Source organism: Bradyrhizobium sp. Ash2021, assembly GCF_031202265.1.
Taxonomy (GTDB): domain Bacteria; phylum Pseudomonadota; class Alphaproteobacteria; order Rhizobiales; family Xanthobacteraceae; genus Bradyrhizobium.
This window is the reverse complement of sequence record NZ_CP100604.1, coordinates 1,718,715-1,739,216: the sequence shown is the minus strand read 5'-3', so window position 1 is coordinate 1,739,216 and position 20,502 is coordinate 1,718,715. Positions and strand designations below refer to the sequence as shown.

At 59.0% G+C, this 20,502-nt stretch carries 22 protein-coding genes; 8 read left to right on the top strand and 14 right to left on the bottom strand.

Annotated features, from left to right (window positions below; all coding sequences use genetic code 11):
* The first annotated feature begins 158 nt into the window (after positions 1–158).
* Together NL528_RS08310 and NL528_RS08305 are read left to right on the top strand one after the other, a co-directional pair.
* A complete protein-coding gene (locus NL528_RS08310; RefSeq protein WP_309182221.1) occupies positions 159–1,067 on the top strand; it encodes a LysR substrate-binding domain-containing protein in 909 nt (302 codons plus the stop codon).
* 240 nt (positions 1,068–1,307) lie between these two features.
* A complete protein-coding gene (locus NL528_RS08305) occupies positions 1,308–2,651 on the top strand; it encodes an IS1182 family transposase (RefSeq protein ID WP_074272158.1) in 1,344 nt (447 codons plus the stop codon).
* A 117-nt stretch (positions 2,652–2,768) separates the two neighbouring features.
* Here the strand turns inward: NL528_RS08305 and NL528_RS08300 are convergent, their stop codons facing one another.
* The 4 genes from NL528_RS08300 to NL528_RS08285 form a co-directional block, all read right to left on the bottom strand.
* Complete coding sequence (locus NL528_RS08300) at positions 2,769–3,878, bottom strand: alkene reductase (RefSeq protein ID WP_309182220.1); 1,110 nt, start codon at positions 3,876–3,878, stop codon at positions 2,769–2,771.
* A 113-nt stretch (positions 3,879–3,991) separates the two neighbouring features.
* The gene (locus NL528_RS08295) at positions 3,992–4,666 is read right to left on the bottom strand and encodes a peroxiredoxin-like family protein (RefSeq protein ID WP_309182219.1); all 675 of its coding nucleotides are present in this window, start codon (positions 4,664–4,666) and stop codon (positions 3,992–3,994) included.
* Between the two features lie 127 nt (positions 4,667–4,793).
* Positions 4,794–5,066, bottom strand: a complete 273-nt coding sequence (locus NL528_RS08290) for a hypothetical protein (protein WP_309182218.1) — start codon at positions 5,064–5,066, stop codon at positions 4,794–4,796.
* Positions 5,067–5,230: 164 nt separating this feature from the next.
* Positions 5,231–6,112, bottom strand: a complete 882-nt coding sequence (locus NL528_RS08285; protein ID WP_309182217.1) for a LysR family transcriptional regulator — start codon at positions 6,110–6,112, stop codon at positions 5,231–5,233.
* Between the two features lie 126 nt (positions 6,113–6,238).
* On the opposite strand from NL528_RS08285, the gene NL528_RS08280 reads away from it, so the two are divergent.
* Positions 6,239–6,472, top strand: coding sequence for a hypothetical protein (locus tag NL528_RS08280; RefSeq protein WP_309182216.1), 234 nt, complete (start codon positions 6,239–6,241; stop codon positions 6,470–6,472).
* 19 nt (positions 6,473–6,491) lie between these two features.
* On the opposite strand, the gene NL528_RS08275 is transcribed toward NL528_RS08280, so the two are convergent.
* From NL528_RS08275 to NL528_RS08260, 4 genes are all read right to left on the bottom strand, one after another.
* Positions 6,492–6,833 (bottom strand): hypothetical protein, encoded by a 342-nt coding sequence (locus NL528_RS08275; RefSeq protein ID WP_309185372.1) that lies wholly within the window; start codon positions 6,831–6,833, stop codon positions 6,492–6,494.
* Positions 6,760–7,173 (bottom strand): hypothetical protein, encoded by a 414-nt coding sequence (locus NL528_RS08270; RefSeq protein ID WP_309182214.1) that lies wholly within the window; start codon positions 7,171–7,173, stop codon positions 6,760–6,762. Before NL528_RS08270 ends, NL528_RS08275 begins: the two co-directional genes overlap by 74 nt.
* 428 nt (positions 7,174–7,601) lie before the next feature.
* The gene (locus tag NL528_RS08265; protein ID WP_309182213.1) at positions 7,602–7,835 is read right to left on the bottom strand and encodes a DUF2798 domain-containing protein; all 234 of its coding nucleotides are present in this window, start codon (positions 7,833–7,835) and stop codon (positions 7,602–7,604) included.
* 58 nt (positions 7,836–7,893) lie between these two features.
* Positions 7,894–8,658 carry an enoyl-CoA hydratase/isomerase family protein gene (locus NL528_RS08260; protein ID WP_309182212.1) on the bottom strand — a complete coding sequence of 255 codons (765 nt, stop codon included), beginning with the start codon at positions 8,656–8,658 and terminating at the stop codon, positions 7,894–7,896.
* Positions 8,659–8,864: 206 nt separating this feature from the next.
* Here NL528_RS08260 and NL528_RS08255 point away from each other — a divergent pair, with 206 nt between their 5' ends.
* From NL528_RS08255 to NL528_RS08245, 3 genes are all read left to right on the top strand, one after another.
* Positions 8,865–9,743 (top strand): SDR family oxidoreductase, encoded by an 879-nt coding sequence (locus NL528_RS08255; RefSeq protein WP_309182211.1) that lies wholly within the window; start codon positions 8,865–8,867, stop codon positions 9,741–9,743.
* 88 nt (positions 9,744–9,831) lie between these two features.
* On the top strand, positions 9,832–11,052 hold the full coding sequence (locus NL528_RS08250; protein ID WP_309182210.1) for an ABC transporter substrate-binding protein: 1,221 nt from the start codon (positions 9,832–9,834) through the stop codon (positions 11,050–11,052).
* A gap of 58 nt (positions 11,053–11,110) precedes the next feature.
* Positions 11,111–11,542, top strand: coding sequence for a DUF6894 family protein (locus NL528_RS08245; RefSeq protein ID WP_309182209.1), 432 nt, complete (start codon positions 11,111–11,113; stop codon positions 11,540–11,542).
* 32 nt (positions 11,543–11,574) lie between these two features.
* Here NL528_RS08245 and NL528_RS08240 read toward each other — a convergent pair whose 3' ends face one another.
* The 6 genes from NL528_RS08240 to NL528_RS08215 form a co-directional block, all read right to left on the bottom strand.
* Positions 11,575–13,089: an AMP-binding protein gene (locus NL528_RS08240; protein ID WP_309182208.1), complete on the bottom strand. Its 1,515-nt coding sequence runs from the start codon at positions 13,087–13,089 to the stop codon at positions 11,575–11,577.
* A gap of 578 nt (positions 13,090–13,667) precedes the next feature.
* Entirely contained in the window at positions 13,668–14,348 is a 681-nt protein-coding gene (locus NL528_RS08235; protein WP_309182207.1) for a TetR/AcrR family transcriptional regulator, read from the bottom strand.
* Positions 14,349–14,487: 139 nt separating this feature from the next.
* Complete coding sequence (gene sucD / locus NL528_RS08230; RefSeq protein WP_309182206.1) at positions 14,488–15,372, bottom strand: succinate--CoA ligase subunit alpha; 885 nt, start codon at positions 15,370–15,372, stop codon at positions 14,488–14,490.
* Position 15,373: 1 nt separating this feature from the next.
* A complete protein-coding gene (gene sucC / locus NL528_RS08225) occupies positions 15,374–16,573 on the bottom strand; it encodes an ADP-forming succinate--CoA ligase subunit beta (protein WP_309182205.1) in 1,200 nt (399 codons plus the stop codon).
* Between the two features lie 89 nt (positions 16,574–16,662).
* On the bottom strand, positions 16,663–17,529 hold the full coding sequence (locus tag NL528_RS08220) for a MaoC/PaaZ C-terminal domain-containing protein (RefSeq protein ID WP_309182204.1): 867 nt from the start codon (positions 17,527–17,529) through the stop codon (positions 16,663–16,665).
* A gap of 28 nt (positions 17,530–17,557) precedes the next feature.
* Positions 17,558–18,880, bottom strand: a complete 1,323-nt coding sequence (locus tag NL528_RS08215; protein WP_309182203.1) for a hypothetical protein — start codon at positions 18,878–18,880, stop codon at positions 17,558–17,560.
* A gap of 109 nt (positions 18,881–18,989) precedes the next feature.
* On the opposite strand from NL528_RS08215, the gene NL528_RS08210 reads away from it, so the two are divergent.
* Positions 18,990–19,745 (top strand): ABC transporter ATP-binding protein, encoded by a 756-nt coding sequence (locus NL528_RS08210; RefSeq protein ID WP_309182202.1) that lies wholly within the window; start codon positions 18,990–18,992, stop codon positions 19,743–19,745.
* Entirely contained in the window at positions 19,738–20,481 is a 744-nt protein-coding gene (locus tag NL528_RS08205; protein WP_309182201.1) for an ABC transporter ATP-binding protein, read from the top strand. The genes NL528_RS08210 and NL528_RS08205 overlap by 8 nt, the downstream gene beginning before the upstream one ends.
* Positions 20,482–20,502 lie beyond the last annotated feature (21 nt).

Genomic DNA, 20,502 nt, shown 5'->3' with positions numbered 1-20,502 from the left:
CACTGTTTCGATCGAGCATCCAATTCCTCCCTGAGATCGTGACCGCGCTTCCTTGTTTCGATCGTCCTCAAACGAACGGAGCGTCTCTTAGCGCAACGTCGACTTGACTCGCTGCGGACTCAAACGCAAAGTTTTCAGGTTGAGCATGAGCTTTATGAATGCATCCGCGCCGCCTCACTCCTTCAATGTCGTTGCTGGTGGCGTTCGAAGCGGCCGCCCGGCATCTCAGCTTCACGCGCGCGGCGAACGAATTGTCGCTCACTCAAAGCGCGATAAGCAGGCAGGTTGCTGCGCTCGAAGCCCTCTTGGAAGTCACCCTCTTCCATCGCGAAGGGCGGCAGATCGCGCTCACAGAAGTCGGCGCCATGTATCAGCGCGAACTCTCGGGCGCGTTGCAACGCGTGCGGAGCGCTTCGCTGCAAGCGATGGCATATCGGAACGGACGCGGCTCGTTGCACCTTGCCGCCCTTCCTACCTTTGCAAGCAAATGGCTTATGCCGCGCCTGAAGGATTTTTATCAAAGGCACCCGGACGTATTGATACACATCCACTCTCGAATCGGTCAGTTCGATCTTGAGCTCGCCGGGATGGACGCTGCGATCAGCGTCGGGGATGGATATTGGCGCGGCTTGGCTTCCTATCAACTGATGGATGAGCAACTTCTTCCGGTCATCAGCCCAGCTTTGGCCGCAGGCAAGCCGATCAACACACCGGCTGATCTTGCGCGCCACCTCCTGCTCGTGGTGACGGGCAGACCGTTGGTCTGGCGGCAATGGTTTCATCGCCATGAACTTCCTGATGCTGCCATGCGACTGGGACCTCAGTTCGAGCTGACATCGCATCTCGTTCAAGCCGTTGCGGCGGGACTTGGTGTGGGGCTTGTGCCGAGTTGCCTGGTGGAAGACGAATTACGGGATGGCTCATTGAAGCTGGCGATCGACTCTCCGTTGCAAACCGGCCTGGGTTATTACCTTTTCGTACCGCCTTCAAAGGCGAACCTGCCGCACGTCTCCGCGTTCAAATCATGGCTCTTGGAAATGAGATCTCATGCGAGCTCTCACATTTGAAAGCTCGAATTCGCCTCAGTCTGATGAACGATCGCGCACGAGACTAGTCCCTTTTGGAGGACAGGTCTCCATTCCGATAAGGAATAACACTTTATCGCTCCTCAAATCCGCATCGGTCGTGAGGCGGCGTGAGGTTCTCTGGAGCGGTACAACAACAGGCCGCTGATCATCCCGTTCCGCTAGGAGCCTGTCCGAATAGTGGCTGTTCAATTCTGAGCGAGTCTGATTCAACCTTGGGCGATGAGCAAGTATTTTCGCCCCTGGAATATCGATCAGACGCTGCTTCTGCCGCCGAATGTGCAGGACTTCGTGCCGAAAGGCCATGTCTCGCGGTTTATCGTTGAACTGGTGCGGGAGAGCCTCGATCTCAAGGAGATCACGGGCAGCTATGTGAGCGGGCTCGGGCAGCCGCCGTTCGACCCGCGCATGATGGTGGCGCTTGTGCTGCACGGCTATGCGAGTGGGCTGTATTCATCGCGGCGGATCGCGAAGGCCTGCCGCGAACGGAATGATTTTGTAATGATTGTCGCGCTCGATCCGCCGGATTTTCGCACGATCAGCGACTTCCGCAAGCGGCATTTGAAGGCGCTCGGCGCACTGTTCCTGCAGGTTCTGAAGTTGTGCGAGACGGCAGGGCTGGTCAAACTCGGCCATGTCGCGCTTGATGGCACGAAGATCAAAGCGAACGCGTCGAAACATAAAGCGATGAGTTATGAGCGCATGAAGAAACGCGAGGCGGAATTGAAAGCCGAGGTCGCTCGCATGCTGGCGGCCGCTGAGGCGGCGGATGCTCAGGAGGACGAGACTTTCGGCAAAGACAAACGCGGCGACGAGCTGCCGGATTGGGCTGGCGACAAGGAGAAGCGGCTGGCGAAGATCCAGCAGGCGATGGCGGCGCTGGAGGCCGACGCCAGGCTGGCCGCGGAGGAAGAGCGTCGCATCGAGGCCGAAAAGGAACAGCAGCGCCAAGCCGAAGGCCGCAAGAAGCCGGGCAAACCGGCGGCGCCGGCATCGGACCAGCCTGATCCCAAGTCGCAACGCAACTTCACCGATCCGGAAAGCCGCATCATGAAGTCGAAGGATGGCTTCGTTCAGGCCTATAATGCACAGGCCGCCGTCGATGCGGGCGCCCAGATCATTGTCGCGCACGAACTGACGCAGTGCGGCAACGATCAGGGCCAGCTGGTGCCCCTGATCGAGGCCATCGAGAACAATCTCGGCCGCACGCCGGAGCAGGCCTCAGCGGACTCCGGCTACTGCAGCGAATCCAATCTCGAAGCGCTCGAAGCACATCGCGTCGACGGCTATGTCGCGCCTGGACGCGCCAAGCACCCGACAGCCGCGAACGGAAAAATCGGCGGACCGCTGACCCAACGGATGCGAAAGAAGATCGACGATGGCGGCTTCGAAACGCCCTACCGATTGAGAAAGCAAGTGGTCGAACCGGTGTTCGGACAGATCAAACAGGCGCGCGGCTTCCGCCAGTTCCTGTTGCGGGGTGTCGAAAAAGTGCGTGCCGAGTGGGCCATGATCTGCACCGCCCACAACCTCCTGAAGCTGTTCACCCTCGCAAAGGCTGCCTGAGCCGGCTAACATGCCAATAAATGCCCGTCGCAGCACCTATCTGGACGGACTCCTAGGGCTTGATACGCGACCGGCGCGGCGCGCCATACTCTGGCGCGCCACGGTTTTCGTCCAGAATTAGAGCGCCGCCGGCACCACATCGGCGTGCCTCGGATAGTCGATGTAACCTCGCCCGTCGCCGCCGTAGAACGTCGAACGTTCGTAGCGGGTCAAAGGCAAATTGCGCCGGAGACGTTCGGGCAGATCGGGGTTGGCGATGAAGTGGCGACCGAACGCGACGAGATCGGCGTCGCCGGCCGCGACGATGGCGGCGGCACTCTCACCAGTGAAACCGCCAGCTGCGATCAGGGTGTGGCTGAATTTTTGCCGCAGATGCTGGGCTGCGATCGGAGCCTGGCCCTTGGCGATCTCCTCGATGCCCTTGATACGCGGTTCAACCACGTGAAGGTAGGCGATGCCCAATCGATCGAGCTCGGTCACGACATAACCAAAGGTCGCGGCCGGGTCGCTGTCCGACATCGAACCGTAGGTGCCGCTCGGCGCAATGCGGACACCCACGCGATCGGCGCCCCAAACGGAGATCGCAGCTTGCGTTATTTCCAGCAGGAAACGAGCGCGATTCTGGATCGAGCCACCATATTCGTCAGTGCGTTTGTTGGTGCCATCTTGCAGAAACTGGTCAGGCAAATAGCCGTTCGCACCATGGATCTCTACGCCATCAAAACCGGCGCGCAGTGCGCGCTCGGCGCCGGCACGAAACTCCTGGATAATCCCTGGAATCTCTTCCAGCGCGAGCGCACGCGGCATCGAGAACGGGACCTCGCCTTCTTTGGTATAGGCATAGCCTTCTGCCGCGATCGCGGACGGCGCGACCGGCGGCTCGCCGTTGGGCTGCAGATCGGTATGTGACTGTCGGCCGACATGCCACAGTTGCAGGAAGATCCGGCCGCCCCTGGCATGGACAGCATCGGTGACGCGACGCCATCCATCGATCTGATGATCCGAATAGATGCCCGGCGCGCCGGCATAGCCGTAGCCACGGACCGAGACCGGAGCAGCCTCAGAAATGATCAGGCCACCTTTCGATGCACGTTGCGTGTAATACTCGATCATCAGGTCGCTCGGAGTATCGCCTGGATCAGACCGCATTCGCGTCAGCGGCGCCATCACGATACGGTGGGAGAGTTGGTAGGGACCAATCTTGGTCGACGCGAATAGCTTGCTCATGGTTATCTCCTTCAGGTTGATGACGACAGCCGATGGTCGCTGGACGCAGCGCCCCATCAGCCGCCTCTCGGGAAGTGCGATGGGATCGCAATCGCGCTTCCTGTTTTCCGCTATCAGACCTTGACGGCGGCAGCCCGCTGCAGCACCGGGATCATGTCTTCCGGCTCGGGCCGATGCGTGTAATCAGGGTTCACTTCGGAGTAGAGGATCGTGCCGTCCTGGCCGATCACGTAGCGGGCCGGCATCGGCAGGGTCCAGCTCGGATCGTCGTTGAACGTGGGCAGATCGTTCTTGAGGTGCTTGTAGAGCTCAGTCAGATAGTCGGGCAGATCGAACCGCAGGCCAAACGCGGCACTGACCTTGCCCTTCGTATCCGACAGAATCGGGAAGGAGAGCTTGTTCTGACGCACCGACTTGCGGCTGTTCGGCGCGGTCTGCGGCGAGATCGCGAGCAGCGAGGCGCCGTACTCGTCGAACGCTGGCTTGACAGCCTCCAGCGCCTGCAATTCCATGTTGCAGTAGGGGCACCAGACGCCGCGATAGAAGCTGACGACGAGCGGGCCGTTCTTCAAAAGTTCATCCGAACTGACGATGTTGCCTTCGGGATCCTTCAGCGAGAAGGACGGAGCCACGTCGCCGGCTTTCTTGGCGCGCTTCGCGGCGCCGGAGGCGATCAGCTCGGCGGTGGCGCGATGCATGGTCTCGATCACGGAGCGAGGAACGTTGTATGGGGGCTTGCCGGCTTCGAAATCGGCTTTGAAAGCATCGAGTTTGGCTTGCAGTGACATGGTCGGTTCTCCTTTGGGTTTCGCGTGGGCCTATGGATCGAACTCACACGAAAGAACCTAAAGGAGACCGGCATGGAGGGTGGCGGGGCCCTTGGACTAGACCCTATTCCGCCTGGGAATAAGGACTTCAACAGCCACGGCAAATGACCAGCTTTTGATCGAGTTCGACATCGAGATCCTGTTGCTGGCGCTCCCAGGCCGACAGAACCTCGCTCTGGGGAACGTCCGCCCGTCCAGGTTGCCGATGACCGATCGGCGCGGGCCAGGGCGAATGCGAGGAAAGAACGGCTGGGTTGTTTTGATCGGACGCTGCAGCAGGCGAAAGTAGACCGGACAGGACAACGCCGGCAACAAGGGCTGCGGCAACGCTCGTCGAGCGATTCTTGTTCGAGGTGGACATGCTGTGACACTCCTTCTCGCGGGCTCAGCATGAGCAACTCCGCTTACGGGGTCACTTTACTCAGCGCTCCGAAACAATGAATGCTAGGTAGGATCGAAGAGATGCTCGTTTGTCTCGCCGATTCGGCGGACGGGCATTCATCGCGATTTAATCCCGGTTTTCGATTATGGGTTAAAGCTGCGTTCGAAGAAATCGACAAAAGCCCGTGCTTTCGCGGTCGCCGCTCGCCCGGTCGGAAATACCGCCCAGAGATCGAGAGGCGGAAGACTCCATTCCGACAGTACCGCATGCACGGCGCCAGAGCGCAGTTCCGGGCTGAACATCCATTCGGATGCAATGGTAAGCCCGGCATGGGCAAGCACTGCGGCTCTAACGCCTTCGGCTGCGGTCACCTTCAACCGGCTTTGAACCTTGATCGCCGCTTCAGAACTATCGCGCCGAAACGACCACACGCTGCCTTCGCCTTGCAGATACACGACAGCCTGATGCTTGCTGAGATCGGCCGGCGTCGCGGGGGTGCCGGCGCGCTCGAAGTAGCCAGGCGCACCCAATACCATTCGCTTGCATCGACCGATGCGGCGGACTGTCAGCGCCGAGTCCGGCATTTTTCCCATCCGCAACCCCAGATCGATACCCTCCTGCACGAGGTCGATCTGGCGGTCGTCGAGCACGACTTCCAGGCTGAGGTCCGGGTGTTGAGCGAGGAATTGCGGCAACAGCGGAATGAGGTGAATGCGAGCAAATGTGACGGCGGCGCAAACGCGCAGCCGTCCCTTCAGCCCGGTGCCGGCGCCGCGCGCGGCGAGCTCCGCCTCGTCGGCCTCCTCGATCGCGCGCTTGGCGCGTTCGAAATAGCCGAGTCCAGCCTCGGTCGGTGTCAACCCGCGTGTCGAACGAGTGAGCAGCTTGACGCCCAAATAGTTTTCAAGCTGGGCAACCGTCTTCGAGACCGCAGGTTGCCCGACGCGAAGCTGCCGCGCGGCGCCGGAGAAAGACCCCGTCTCGACCACGCGGATGAAGGTCTCCATCGAAGCCAGGCGATCCATCGTTATTCTCCCCTATTCTTCCTGGGAATGAGCGATATTGCCCAGTCCTGTCTGCCACGGCAGCGGAAAATTGGCCATGTCTTAGCACGACCCGAGCGGGCGCTTGGGCGAGGACGGAGACGACCGATGATCCCCTATGGAGAATTTGACGCCAACCACTCCGAGGCTGCGTCAGCCGCTTTCCGCTCCCGGCGGCACACGAAAAGCATCGTCGCCGGGGCGGTACGGACGCTCAACCTGACCGTTGCCGATGCGCTCTATACCTACGCTGTGACAGGTAGCGCCTTTGCAACGCTGATGCTGCTCGCCGCGCCGCATCTGGGGGTATTTGTGCTCTGCATCTTCCACGGGAAGGGATGAGCCAGCGCCCTGGGATGAGTTAGCTCTGTTGGGACAAAAATGGGAGCTGGTACAAGCGGCCGGTTGCGTCGAGATCCTCCACCCTCCAATCACCGCCAATGCCATCGATCATCCACCTCAGGAGCGCCCAGAGGTCGGTATCGATGTCTTTCTCGTTCAAGGGCTCCAATGCGTCGGCGAGCGCGTAGATTTCGATTCCGTCGGGAAAATGCTCACCGCTGCGACCAACGAACACGAGCGAGTAGATCATCCCGGAAGGCGCGCGAACATAACCCGGCCGCGACAGGCTACCAGTATCGAGCGAGAAGCGCCGAATGAAAAACTCCCGAAATTCCGGGTAGTGGCCGACGCGATCTTCCACGAGTACGAGCGCTGTTCTCTTGCCGTCGTGGCTGGGCTTTTCGACAACTGCGCGATCTCGGCTCCCGAATCGCCGCGCCGATTTCAACCGCCCGCATGATGAGCATGCCTATGCCGGAGCGCGCCTTCGCGATACGGCTTGCCGTCCGCCGTGCACCAACCACAAGAGGTGCGATAGCGGCCACGGTAACTGCCGTTCCCAATCCCATGGCCAGCGTTGAGCCGGCCCCGGTCCAGAACAGATCCTGCGCCAACGCGAAGATCAATACGATGATCGCGCCGGAGCAAGGGCGTAATCCGACCGCGACCACCGCCGACAGACCGCGCTGCCAACCGCCCACGCCGGCGAACTCCGTAGGCTCCGGTCCATGTGCGTGCGGCCAAGCCGACCCAGGGCGCGGGAGCGCGAGTCAGTTATGATTTCGGGCCTTGCGTGGCGAACGTCTGGGCAGTAGCGGCTGTGCACGCTGACGCATCTGGCGGCATGCCGGCGGACAAGGCAACGGTAGCGCGAGGATACAGTATCTTCACCAGCCTTAGCGTCCGCCCGCGAGGTCTGAGGCCCGTCTCTCCCACCGAAGTCCGACGGCGGTGCTACCTAGAAAAAAGCCCGGTGGTCGATCGACCACCGGGAAGTCTAGGGAGGAAACGCGGCTTACGCGGCACAACTGCGGCCATGAGACAGCATTGCGTTCGAGCTCCCGCTCGAACGACACGCCCCTGACCATTCTCGAAACGCCATGCGCTCGAGTTCGTGGCCGGAGCTATCTCAGCCGCCCATGATAGAGCGGACCAATTTCTTGATGGGATCAGCAGCCATCAAGACGATCGGAACCATTAGAGCCCAAGACAGTAACCAAGAACCGACCCATACCTTTCCGAACGACGGATCGCCCAAGCTCGACCTGGAGGAAACGGCCGCCGTTATGCAAGTCGTTACGCCGGCCTGGAGAACGGCGAACACGAAATGACCGTATCGCTCAGGAATCCTAGGGGGCGCCATCGGTGTCGAGTTCCTCTTGCTGGGTTTGCCACCGAGCGCGCGGCCCACCGTGGGGCGCTTATTCCTTGAATTTGGGCTGACGACCTTCCTTGAAGGAGGCGATCCCTTCTCGAGCGTCGTGATGCATGAACAGGTATGGAAATCCGTCGAGGGTGTGGCGCATTTCGTCGCCACCTAGGCCACGATTATAGAAGGACTTGGCCATTTGCACGGATAGCCTTGGCCTTTCGGCGATTTGGTTGGCAAACTCGACTGCCGTATCGAGAACCTTTTCATGCGGCGCGACGCGGAGAACGATACCAAGTGCACGGGCTTCTTCCGCTCCGATCGGCTCGCCGAGGATACTCAGTTCCTTCGCTTTCGCGCGACCAACGATGTCCGCTAGGCGAACAATCGCAAACGCCGGAAGCAATCCGAGCTTAATTTCGGGAACGGCAAGCTTGGCTCGGTCCGACGCTATGACGAAGTCCGATGCTATCGCCAACTCGAAGCCCCCGCCGAAAGCGACGCCATTGACGGCGGCAATCACCGGCTTCTTGCACTTCTCTGGCGCCGACAGCAGTTCGAAGGTCTCTGCCATGAAGTTACGTGCCTTTTCCGGATCGAAATCGAACGCTCCAATATCTGCGCCCGCGCAGAACGCCTTTTCTCCACTACCGGTGATGATTGCCACCCGAACTGCATCGTCGGCATCGACCTTCGCAAGACCCTCGAGAAGTCCTGCTCTTATTCCCGCGCTCAACGCGTTCAGCTTCTTGGGTTCATCCATGGTTAGAATCGCGACCTTACCCCGGATTTCGTAATTCACGCTGCCCAGTCTCATAGTCGCTCCTCTTCGCTCCGGCCGACGCAAAAATCAGCCACTCGGCAACCGCGCTAGGCGCGCGGGCAATGCCGTCATTTCGTAAATGTCGCTCGAGCGTAGTACCCGCGCGTCTTTGACGACAAGACAGTATTTTTACCCTTGAGTCAAATCTTAGTTTGAGCGAAGCTCTCTTCATCCGTCCCACCCTTGAAGGAGCAACTTAGATGAACAAAGCCACCGACACGCCGGATTCAAAGCAAGTCTATGGAATGACCGATGAACAGCTCGCGAAGCGCGAGAGCGTTTACCGCAACGATCTGCTGGCCGGTAAAACGATCCTGATTTCGGGTGGTGGGTCCGGTATCGGAAGAACCATGGCGTGGCTGTGTGGCCGCCTCGGCGCGACAGTTGTGATTTGCGGCCGGAAGCCCGAGCGCCTTGAACTCACCGCCGCGCCGATGCGCTCGTCGGGACTTAAGGTCGAAACGTTCGCTTGCAATATCAGAAATCCGGACGAGCCTGCGGCGCTCATGGACAAGCTCTTCAGCGAACACGGCGGCATCGACGTGTTGGTGAACAACGCCGGCGGACAGTTTCCGCAGCCCGCGATCGACTTCGCCGCCAAAGGCTGGAATGCCGTCATCGAAACCAATCTCACCGGCACCTGGAACATGATGCAGGCGGCTGGCCGCCACTGGCGAGACAGTTCCCGGCCGGGTTCGATCGTCAACATAATAACCGTCGTCGATCGGGGACAGCCGGGTGTTGCGCACACGTGTGCCGCTAGAGCGGGCGTTGCTGCGCTCACGCGCACCGTCGCTGTCGAATGGGCGCCGTTCCACATCCGGGTCAATTGCGTCGCGCCGGGCGGCATCGAGACGGAAGGTCTCAACAATTATCCGCCTGCGGCCCTCGACATGCTCAACCGCTCGAACCCGATGTTGAGACGCGGCGAGGGTTGGGACGTCGCCGAAGCAATGGTCTACCTGGCGGCACCTTCCGGCAAATTCATTACAGGCGAAACGTTGAACGTCGACGGCGGTGGCCGGCTATGGGGTGAATTCTGGATCGCAGGCAAACCCGCCTACTTCGACGCGGCCTGACGCCGAGCGGTTTCTGGCCGCCGCGCTGCCCAACCGGCGTCAGCGGCGGCCGGATCCACGGCTATCATGCATGCAGGGGGAGAGACGAATGAGGATCGACAGATTCATCGGAATTTTGACAGTGCTAAGTGGAGTATTGGGCGGATGCGCGTCGGCTCTGGCCCAGATCTCAGACAACGTGGTCCGCATCGGCGTGCTGAACGACCAATCCGGCGTTTATTCTGACATTACAGGCCGGGGATCAGTCATTGCTGCGCAGATGGCCGTCGAAGACTTTGGGGGGACCGTCCTCGGCAAACCTATCGAGATTATATTTGCCGATCATCAAAACAAAGCGGACGTCGGCTCGTCGATCGCGCGAAAATGGATCGATCGCCAAGGCGTTGACGCGATTGCAGACGTGCCCACCTCATCCGTGGGGTTCGCGATCCAAGAACTGACTCGAACAAAAAACCGGGTATTCTTGAATTCAGGTTCCGGCTCTTCCGATCTAACCGGAAAGGCATGTTCCCCGAATGCAATCGCGTGGACGTTCGATACCTACGCGTTGGCGAAAGGCGCATCGGCACTGGTTAAAGAGGGAGCAGACAGTTGGTTTTTGCTCATAGCCGACTACGCATTCGGCCATTCGATCGAACGAGATTTGCGTTCCTTTGTTGAAGCCAGTGGCGGAAAGGTCGTCGGCGTCGCCCGCCATCCATTGGGAACCAGCGATTTCGCGTCCTTCCTGCTCCAAGCCAAATCTTCTAATGCGAAAGTGATCGGCCTTGGGAATGCCGGCGCCGATACTATCAATGCGATCAAGCAGGCATCCGAGTTCGGAATTACGCAATCTGGTCAGAAGTTGGCGAGCATTCTCGTTAATATAAACGATGTCAATTCCCTGGGTCTCACACTCGCCCAAGGTCTTGTCACGACGGAAGCCTTCTATTGGAATTTGAACGCAGAAACGCGAGCTTGGAGCGAACGCTTCATGAAGCTCCGCCAGGGCATGGTGCCTAACATGATCCAAGCAGGCGTCTACGGCTCGGTACTGCACTATCTCAAGGCGGTAAAGAATGCAGGCACAGACGAGGCGAAGGCCGTCGTAGCGGAAATGAAGCGGATGCCGATCGACGACTTCTACACCAAAGGAGCACGGATACGAGAGGACGGACGGGTCATGCGCGATATGTACGTGTTTCAGGTAAAAGCGCCATCCGAGTCCAAGGAACCGTTCGATTACTACAGGTTGGTCCGCACGATTCCGGGGGAAGAAGCATTTCGACCTTTGAAGGAAGGCGGATGTCCGTACGTTGGCCCGCAATGATACTGTAGAAGCTGTAGCGGGACCCGCTGTTGGGTCCCGCTCAATCAGGAGAGCGGTCTTGCGATTTTTTTTCGACGTGGTCAGAGGCGACATCGTCTATGCTGATAGCCATGGAGACGAATTCGCCGGTGCAGCGCAAGCGTTGCAACGGGCAGAGGCCATCCGCAACGAACTGCTCGGAGATACCGAGTGGGGCGGTTACGTGATCGAAGTCCACGACGCATCCGAGAACTTGATTTCCCTTATTCCGCTGTCAGAGCTAACGGACGCTCCAACGGAACCGCCAGGTTCTTATGTGTTGAGCCCTCGAGAACGGAACATTTTGCGAGAATTGAGCAAGGGATCGACGGTCGCGGAGATAGCGCGCGACTACTCGCTGAGCGTTCGCGCCGTAGATATTTTCCGCGCGCGGATGTTCGATAGGATCGAAATCGGAACGCTCTCCACCAACATCGCTGAGTCCCGTCGGGGAGCACGCGACGGCAACTGACTGGATCCGGGATGGGGGAACCGACGGTTCCCCTACACCTTGTCAGGAACCAACGACTTCAGTTGATCTCGCAAGACATGCTTAAGAACCTTCCCCGAACTGTTTCGCGGCAATGCCTCTAGTTTTATCAACCGCCGGGGCAACTTGTAGCCGGCGAGCGACTTGCGACCAAACTCCCGCAATTCTTCGAGCGTAAGCGAACACCCGGGTTGTTCAACAATGACGGAGACTACCGCCTCTCCCCACTTTTCGTCTTCTAATCCCACGACTGCGCAATCCATGACCGCGGGATGCTGCAAAATCACATTCTCGACTTCGGCCGGATAGACGTTCTCGCCACCACTCTTGATCATATCTTTCAATCGATCGCCGAGGAAGAGATAGCCTTCTTCGTCCAGATACCCCGCGTCACCGGTGAACAACCAGCCATCACGGATCGTCGATGCTGTGGCTTCGGAGAGGCGCCAATAACCGGCCATCGCTTGCGGCCCGCGATAGGCGACTTCTCCGATATGCCCAGATGGTAGCCGTTGACCGCTTACATCGAATATCCCGATTTCACCTGCGGGAAATGCGCGCCCGCAGGACAGTAGGCGGCGTCCGGCTCGAATCTGCTCCGGCTCCAGCCACGTGACGATTCCGCTGGTCTCGCTGAGTCCATACACATGGTAGAGGTCGGCCCTCATTACGCGTTGGGTGCGAGCGATGAGTTCTTCAGGCATCGGCGAGGCACCGAACACCAACGTCTTAAATGACGAGACGTCTCGCGGCCGCTCTTCGAGGACCTGTACGATCATTCGAATGACGGCCGGAACAAGCAACGAGGCGGTTACTTTATAATTGACGATCACGTCGACCACGTTCTCGGCGACAATATCCGGTAGTACGACGATCTTCGCGCCTGCAGCCAGTCCGTAGATCGTGAAGGCAATGCCGGCGATATGGAAGAGCGGAAGACAAACCAGAACCACGTCTTCGGGGGCGATTTGTCCTAGGCAAGGAATGCAATGGGAGATTCCGGCCGAGATGTTGCCGTTCGTGATGACGGCTCCCTTGGGTCGACCTGTGGTGCCGGAGGTATAGATCTGCAGGATTGGATCCTGCGGAAGCGCCTCGCTTAGCAGGCTCAAGTCTGTCGATGGTACGTTCTCGTCGCTCCGCTCGACGTCGCGAAGCATGGTCGAGATTCCTTCGATGCCCTCAAGGGTCTCCCGCCTCTTCGCGTCGCAAACGACAAGCTTCGGACATGCATCGTGAACAACGAAATCGAGTTCCTCCTGCGACAACCGCACATTGATCGGGACGAGGGTGAAACCCGCATATGCCGACGCGAGCAGCCATTCCAGGAACCAGGGACCATTTGCCGCCACGAAAGCGATACGGTCGCCCTTCTCGAGGCCGCCACACATCAGGCTCCGAGCCAAGCCGATCGCGCGTGTCCGCAATTTAACATAGGAACAGTCGGGCTTCCCTGGAAAGGCCACTGCGACAGCGTCAGGCGACTCGTGCACCCGCCTTTCGAAATGGTTCCAAAATGTATCTAGCATCTGCGCCGCCCTTCTCTGCCCTGTTAATTAGCCTCTTTTCGCGCTTTGCCGATCTAAGCGGGACGCACCAGCGTGTCCGCAGGCGTCATGAGGAATTTGACGTGTCGACAGTTATTTTACCGTAGGGTAAAATCGTGAAAAGGTCAAACTTGCGGATGAGGGAAGGGTCCTCGGAAAGGACGATTTGCGCCCGGTAATAGGCTTTTCTGACCTGTCTTCCGGCAGAAGTGGCTATTGTGGTCCTAGGAGCCCAAGCCCTGGATGTTGATCTCGAGGCCCGAATGAAATTCCTGGTCGGCATCGATATGCAGTAAGCATTACCCAGCCGCCCTCGAAGCCAGCACACGGGAATCCGGCAGCGATCCAACCATATTAGCGGAAGAAGTGGAACGCGCGATCGAAGGCGAGGAACCTGCTCTGCGGATCACGGTTGGAGAGAAGGCGAAGAAATTCATCGAGGCGCGACGGTCAATGCCCAAAGCTGACTTTTGGCATATGATTGCAGAACGTGCGCAACTGTTACCGGGCAAAACCCCAGGACGATCCACTTGGCGGGCTCGGAGTAGCTCGCCTACCCCTTAGGGACCTTTCGACGAGTTGGGCCTTTTGCTATCGGCGTGCCCCTTGATCAAACGTTCGGAACGCTTGCCCGATAAAGGAGCAGCTATGCCACCCATGACGAAATCCACGATAGTCGCTGCCGCTTCTCCGATGGGGAGAGATCCTTCTGGCTTATACCAACGCGAGATCCAGTTCACGGCGCCCAGCGCCGAAAACGACATCATCTTGGGGTCTCCGTTGCGCAGGGACTGGTCGGCAACGCCTTCCTCCACGATCTTCCGTATGCCGATGTCGAACTTGTCTCGAAGATCCATGACTTCGGCCAATTGCTTGGGCTTCAGCGCCGAGCTGTCCAGAAACATAATTGACTGAAGGTTTCCGTCAGCGACATGGATCGCATAGTGCCGCAGAAGATTAGCCAATTTTTCGCTTCCGCTAAGCTTCTGCGCACTCGCCTCCTCAAGTATATCCAAGGCGCCGCGATGCGCCGCTATGGCGCAAGCGAAGAGTAGGCTTTGCTTGTCGCTGTAGTAGTAGTACAGGGCTTGCTTAGTCACTCCAAGGTCAACTGCGACGTCCGCCAGAGTGGTCCCGTGATATCCGAAGCGGCTGAAGAACCGCGCCGCGGCACGAACGATCTCAATTTTTTTGAGATTGTAGACCTCGCTCTGGCTCGGGAGCCGATTGCTCCATTTCATAAGGGGGACCTTTCCGTAGGACGACGTCGCCGATACTTCACGAGTTCGGGATTTTACTCAACATAAGACCTTTCGGCCCGGCGGCAATGCGTCGTTTCCCAATGGCAAAATAGCCATCTGGCCGTATTGGCCGCTTCCTTCAACTCTTGAGTACTCCGACCAACGTCTTTCCGAGCCGCGCCGGCGACGGCGAGACCGTGATTCCCGCCGATTCCATCGCCGCGGTCTTGGATCCGGCGTCGCCCTTGCCGCCGGAGATGATCGCACCGGCATGGCCCATGCGGCGGCCGGGAGGCGCGGTGACGCCGGCGATAAAACCGACCATCGGCTTCTTGCGGCCGCGCTTGGCCTCGTCCTTGAGGAACTGGGCGGCATCTTCCTCGGCTGAACCGCCGATTTCGCCGATCATCACGATCGAGGTGGTTTTGGGATCGGCCAAAAACATCTCCAGCATGTCGATGAATTCGGTGCCCTTGACCGGATCGCCGCCGATGCCGACCGCGGTGGTCTGGCCGAGGCCTTCCTGGGTGGTCTGGAACACCGCCTCATAGGTCAGCGTGCCCGACCGCGAGACGATGCCGACATTGCCGGGCTTGAAGATGTTGGCCGGCATGATGCCGATCTTGCATTCGCCGGCGGTCATCACGCCCGGGCAGTTCGGCCCGATCAGGCGCGACTTCGATCCCGACAGCGAGCGCTTCACCCTAACCATGTCGAGCACCGGAATGCCCTCGGTGATGCAGACGATCAGCGGAATTTCCGCATTGATCGCCTCGCAGATCGCATCCGCAGCGCCGGGCGGCGGCACATAGATAACGGATGCATCGGCGCCGGTCTTGTCGCGCGCCTCGGCAACGGTATCGAACACCGGCAGATTGAGATGCTTTGAGCCGCCTTTGCCCGGCGAGGTGCCGCCGACCATCTTGGTGCCGTAAGCGATCGCGGCTTCGGAATGGAACGTGCCGTTCTTGCCGGTAAAACCCTGGCAGATGACTTTGGTGTTTTTATCGATCAGAACGGACATTTTACGCGGTGCTCCTGACCGCCTTCACGATTTTCTGCGCGGCATCGTCGAGGTTGTCGGCGGGCACGACATTGAGGCCGGACTCGCGGATGATCTTCTTGCCGGCGTCGACATTGGTGCCTTCCAGCCGCACCACCAGCGGCACTTTCAGGCCGGCTTCCTTGACCGCGGCCACCACGCCTTCGGCGATGATGTCGCATTTCATGATGCCGCCGAAGATGTTGACCAGGATGCCCTTCACGTTCGGATCGGCGGTGATGATCTTGAACGCCGCGGTGACCTTGGCCTTGTCGGCGCCGCCGCCGACGTCGAGGAAGTTCGCCGGCGCCATGCCGTAGAGCTTGATGATGTCCATGGTCGCCATCGCGAGGCCGGCGCCGTTGACCATGCAGCCGATGGTGCCGTCGAGCGTGACGTAGTTGAGATCATATTTCGACGCCTCGATTTCCTTGGCGTCCTCCTCGGTCTCGTCGCGCAGCGCCGCGACTTCGGGATGGCGATACATCGCGTTGTCGTCGAACGACACTTTGGCGTCGAGCACGCGCAACTGGCCCTGCTTGGTGACGACAAGCGGATTGATTTCCAGCATCGCCATGTCCTTGGCGGTGAAGGCGTTGTAGAGCTGCGACACCAGCTTCTCGGCCTGCTTGGCGAGATCGCCGGAAAGATTGAGCGCCTTCGCCACCGTGCGGCCGTGATGGCCCATGATGCCGGTCGCCGGATCGACCGAGAAGGTGATGATCTTTTCAGGCGTATTGTGCGCGACGTCCTCGATATTGACGCCGCCTTCGGTCGAGACCACGAACGACACTTCCGAGGTTTCGCGGTTGACCAGGATCGAGAGGTAGAACTCCTTGTCGATCTCGGAGCCTTCCTCGATGTAGAGGCGGTTGACCTGCTTGCCGTGCGGTCCGGTCTGCACCGTGACGAGCGTTGCGCCCAGCATCTGCTTGGCAAATTCATTGACCTCGGCGACCGACTTGGCGATGCGCACACCGCTCTTGTCGCCGGCGGAGGCTTCCTTGAACTTGCCCTTGCCGCGGCCGCCAGCATGAATCTGGCTCTTGACCACCCAGATCGGGCCGGGAAGCGCCTTGGCCGCCGCTTCCGAATCCGAGGCCTTCAAGACAGGCACGCCGCGCGAAATCGGCACCCCGAATTCATGCAGCAGGGCCTTGGCCTGGTATTCATGGATATTCATCGATTACTGTACTTACGAGGCACGTCGGGGTGCGGATCCGCGCCGGCTTGGTTCGGCTCCCAAGCAGACGCGCTCCGAGGAAAACTAAGTCATTGCTCGCGTAGGACTGCTTTGCCGTTATTAAATGCGACAGCATCTTTCCGTTCGGGCAACTTGCAGCGAAAGGAAACCACGGATCCGTCGCGCCAGATTTCAGTGCGTATCATCTCTCCCGGAAAGACAGGTGCAGAGAACCGTCCACCGATCTCCGCGATTTGGGCAGCGTCGTACCCAACCTGGCTCTTCAGGATAGCGTGACAAGCAGCCCCGTAAGTGCAGAGCCCCTGCAGGACCGGACGCGGAAAGCCGGCATTCGCCGCAAAGACCGGATCGCGATGCAGCGCATTTCGATCGCCGCTAAGAGCATACAAGAATGCCTGGTCCGGACGTGTCTTAAAGTCGATGACCGCATCCGGCTGCCGTTCGGGAATTGGATGAGCAGATGGCGCAGATCCTTCCGGGCCATCGAAGCCGCCGTCGCCACGGGCAAACACCGTCATCCTGTTCGTGCAAAGCAGCTCTTTGGTATTGTGATCACGGATTGTGGTCTCGATAAGTATGACCGCGCCCTTGCCCGCCCCCTTGTCGAAAATCGCCGGGAAGCGAATCGACGCCGCCACAGTCCCGGCCGTTGGAAGGGGCTTATGGAGGGTTACGCTTTGCTCCCCATGCACGGCCATCAATGTATTGATGCCTATATCCATGATCGGCGCGTCATCCCAGGCGATTACGGTAGCTTGCGTAGGTACGGCCTTCAGTTTTCCTGTCTTCTCGAACACGAAATCGAGTTCGTTCGTATCCAGAGGGTCTTGGCCGAACCCTACACCCAACGCATAGAGAATGGTGTCGCGTTCCGTATAGCTATATACCTTTTCCGGCCAGTTGGACGTAAGCAGCTTTTTCCAATCGAATGACACGGTGATTCTGGTCCCTGTTCTTGACGATCTATTCGACGTATGCCCGCGCAATCGACCCGATCGAGCAATACAGGACATCGCGATTCCAGCCCGAGGAGAGGAACATCCCGTTCGCGGTTCGGCTTTCCGTTGCGACTCTGCCCTTCTCTTCTCCGGTCTCGACGTCGAAAACGACGATCTCGTCGAAGCCATTCCGGAAATCGTTGACCGCAACCTCGCCAGTGTCCAAGAACAGGACGAGCTGCATGGAAATCCGACATGGCCTGGCCCACAATTGCTCGAACCTCCCGTCACTGTAGCGAAACGCTCCTAGGCGCCCATTTCCGGTGTCGAACGCTATTGCAATCTTGCGGACAGGATCGAACGCGGGTGGGCTGAATATTGATCCGCGCGGCAGGCCGAAGGGTTCAAGGGTAACCATTCGGCTCGGATCGCGAATATCGATTCGCATCAGCTTCTGAGGGCTCGAAGCGAGGCCGTTGAATACGGACCCTCTCTTCGGTCGCTCGGTTCCGAACGGACGCGTGCTGAAAATCGTGACATTGGCCTCGTTGTCGCCATTGTCCAGAAACCAGCACCCCCCGTCTGAGAGGCAGCTATCCCAAGAAAACGATTGCTGATCGTCAGGAAGCGTTCTGTAGCGCGGCTGCCAATCGGCATCCAAAGACAACTCGTCCTTCTTGTAGAGGTATCGGTAGAAGTGATGACGTCCTGGAACGTAGACAATCTGTCCATTCTCGGTGGAGTCCATCGCGATGCGGCCCATCGAGTTCTCGGGAATGTCCACTTCGGGACCGACCTGCTCCAGACGATCGGGCTCGAGAACGACGAACTTTGACTTCCTACCAACGTCGCGCTCGATATTCTTCATAACGAGACGGCCATCAGCCATAACTAGGAAACTATTATAAGCCGAATCCTGCGGAAGCTTCCGCTCAGCCACCACGTGGCAGTCGGGATCTAATTTGAAGCATCGATCCCCGTTGTTGATGTAGATGAACCCGTTTGCGTGCGCGACGATCCCGCCGCACCAGGTATGCCCTCCAGAGGGTAGTCGCGGGGATTTTCGGATGGTTTCCAGCGACACGCTATCGATGCGCTCGACACCGCCGTACTTCTCCTGCGAGTCAATGTGATTGTTATACATAAGAAAGATTTCGCCCGGCGCCCGTTGGACGGTCATCACGTTCCATTCGCCATTGTCGCGCGACGTCTGCTTCAATTTTGAGGATGAGGACAGATTCAGACCCGCCGAACGCGGGGCTTTCTGTCGACGCGGACCCCCACATTCGGTCGGCCAAGGACTGTCGTAGTAGCCGGGAATGGCCTTCGCGCTGTCAATGCCAGTCATTATCTGCAACCTCACTTTTACCTATAGGACAATCATTTTGCCCTTGAGTCAAATGCAAAATGCTGTACCAGTTCGGCCAGCGAAAACCTCAAAGCAGGAGACGTCTTCCTTGGCCCACGATTTCATCCTTGAAACACGCGGATTGACCAAGGAATTTGCTGGCTTTTTCGCCGTGCGCGACGTCGCACTCAGGGTGCGCCGCGGCAGCATCCATGCGTTGATCGGGCCTAACGGCGCCGGCAAGACGACATGTTTCAATCTCCTGACCAAGTTTCTGAAGCCCTCCGCGGGCCAGATTCTGTACAAGGGACAGGACATCACCGCGATGGCGCCGGCCGACGTGGCTCGCCTCGGGCTCGTGCGCTCGTTCCAGATATCGGCAGTGTTTCCGCATTTGACGGCGCTGGAGAACGTCCGCGTCGCTCTGCAGCGGCAGCACGGAAGCTCGTTCGATTTCTGGCGCTCCAAGACGGTGCTCGACCGTTTTAACGGCCGCGCCCAAGAACTGCTCAACGATGTGGGCCTGAGCGAATTCGCTAACACGCCGGCGGTCGAAATGCCCTACGGACGCAAGCGTGCACTCGAAATTGCGACGACACTGGCGCTCGATCCGGAGATGATGCTGCTCGACGAACCGATGGCGGGTATGGGCCATGAGGACATTGACAAGATCGCCGCGCTCATCAAGCGCATCTCGGCCAAGTACACCATCCTAATGGTCGAACATAATCTCTCCGTCGTCGCGAATCTCTCCGACATCATCACGGTGCTGACGCGAGGCCAGGTGCTGGCGGAGGGCAATTACGCCGAACTATCCAAGGACGAACGCGTCAAGGAAGCCTATCTGGGGGCGGGTCATGGCTGAGGCAGAATTGACAGACGCCCCCGCACAGGCTGCCTGCACCGAGGTGCTGTCGGTCAAGGATCTGCAGGCCTGGTACGGCGAATCCCATATCCTTCACGGCATTGAATTCAACGTGAAAGCTGGCGAGGTGGTGACGTTGCTAGGCCGCAACGGCGCCGGCAAGACCACCACGCTGAAGTCGATCATGGGAATCATGGGCAAGCGTACGGGTTCAATCCGTTTCGACAACCACGAGATCATCCGCACCTCATCTGACAGGATCGCGCGGATGGGAATCGCGTTTTGCCCCGAAGAGCGCGGCATTTTCGCCAGCCTCGACGTGCGCGAAAACCTGCTGCTGCCGCCGATCGTGCGCCCCGGCGGCTTGTCGCTCGATCAGATTTTTGATCTGTTTCCGAACCTCAAGGAACGGCTGAACAGCCAAGGTACAAAACTTTCCGGCGGCGAGCAGCAGATGCTGGCGATCGCCAGAATCCTGCGCACCGGCGCCCGCTTCCTGATGCTGGATGAGCCGACCGAGGGGCTCGCGCCCGTCATCATCCAGCAGATCGGCCACACCATTTCGCGGCTGAAGTCGGAAGGGTTCACGATCCTTCTGGTCGAACAGAATTTCCGCTTCGCTTCCACCGTCGCGGATCGCTACTACATCGTCGAGCACGGCAAGGTGATCGACGGTTTTGCCAATTCCGAGCTGTCGTCCAACATGGACAAGCTCCACACCTATCTCGGCGTCTGAACCGAGCTAACCGAGGTTGAA

Excerpts from the sequence above, each read along its gene's own strand:
- NL528_RS08310 (WP_309182221.1), top strand. The coding sequence starts at position 159 with ATGCATCCGCGCCGCCTCACTCCTTCAATGTCGTTGCTGGTGGCGTTC.
- NL528_RS08305 (WP_074272158.1), top strand. The coding sequence starts at position 1,308 with ATGAGCAAGTATTTTCGCCCCTGGAATATCGATCAGACGCTGCTTCTG.
- NL528_RS08300 (WP_309182220.1), bottom strand. The coding sequence starts at position 3,878 with ATGAGCAAGCTATTCGCGTCGACCAAGATTGGTCCCTACCAACTCTCC.
- NL528_RS08295 (WP_309182219.1), bottom strand. The coding sequence starts at position 4,666 with ATGTCACTGCAAGCCAAACTCGATGCTTTCAAAGCCGATTTCGAAGCC.
- NL528_RS08290 (WP_309182218.1), bottom strand. The coding sequence starts at position 5,066 with ATGTCCACCTCGAACAAGAATCGCTCGACGAGCGTTGCCGCAGCCCTT.
- NL528_RS08285 (WP_309182217.1), bottom strand. The coding sequence starts at position 6,112 with ATGGATCGCCTGGCTTCGATGGAGACCTTCATCCGCGTGGTCGAGACG.
- NL528_RS08280 (WP_309182216.1), top strand. The coding sequence starts at position 6,239 with ATGATCCCCTATGGAGAATTTGACGCCAACCACTCCGAGGCTGCGTCA.
- NL528_RS08265 (WP_309182213.1), bottom strand. The coding sequence starts at position 7,835 with ATGGCGCCCCCTAGGATTCCTGAGCGATACGGTCATTTCGTGTTCGCC.
- NL528_RS08260 (WP_309182212.1), bottom strand. The coding sequence starts at position 8,658 with ATGAGACTGGGCAGCGTGAATTACGAAATCCGGGGTAAGGTCGCGATT.
- NL528_RS08255 (WP_309182211.1), top strand. The coding sequence starts at position 8,865 with ATGAACAAAGCCACCGACACGCCGGATTCAAAGCAAGTCTATGGAATG.
- NL528_RS08250 (WP_309182210.1), top strand. The coding sequence starts at position 9,832 with ATGAGGATCGACAGATTCATCGGAATTTTGACAGTGCTAAGTGGAGTA.
- NL528_RS08240 (WP_309182208.1), bottom strand. The coding sequence starts at position 13,089 with ATGCTAGATACATTTTGGAACCATTTCGAAAGGCGGGTGCACGAGTCG.
- NL528_RS08235 (WP_309182207.1), bottom strand. The coding sequence starts at position 14,348 with ATGAAATGGAGCAATCGGCTCCCGAGCCAGAGCGAGGTCTACAATCTC.
- sucD (WP_309182206.1), bottom strand. The coding sequence starts at position 15,372 with ATGTCCGTTCTGATCGATAAAAACACCAAAGTCATCTGCCAGGGTTTT.
- sucC (WP_309182205.1), bottom strand. The coding sequence starts at position 16,573 with ATGAATATCCATGAATACCAGGCCAAGGCCCTGCTGCATGAATTCGGG.
- NL528_RS08215 (WP_309182203.1), bottom strand. The coding sequence starts at position 18,880 with ATGACTGGCATTGACAGCGCGAAGGCCATTCCCGGCTACTACGACAGT.
- NL528_RS08205 (WP_309182201.1), top strand. The coding sequence starts at position 19,738 with ATGGCTGAGGCAGAATTGACAGACGCCCCCGCACAGGCTGCCTGCACC.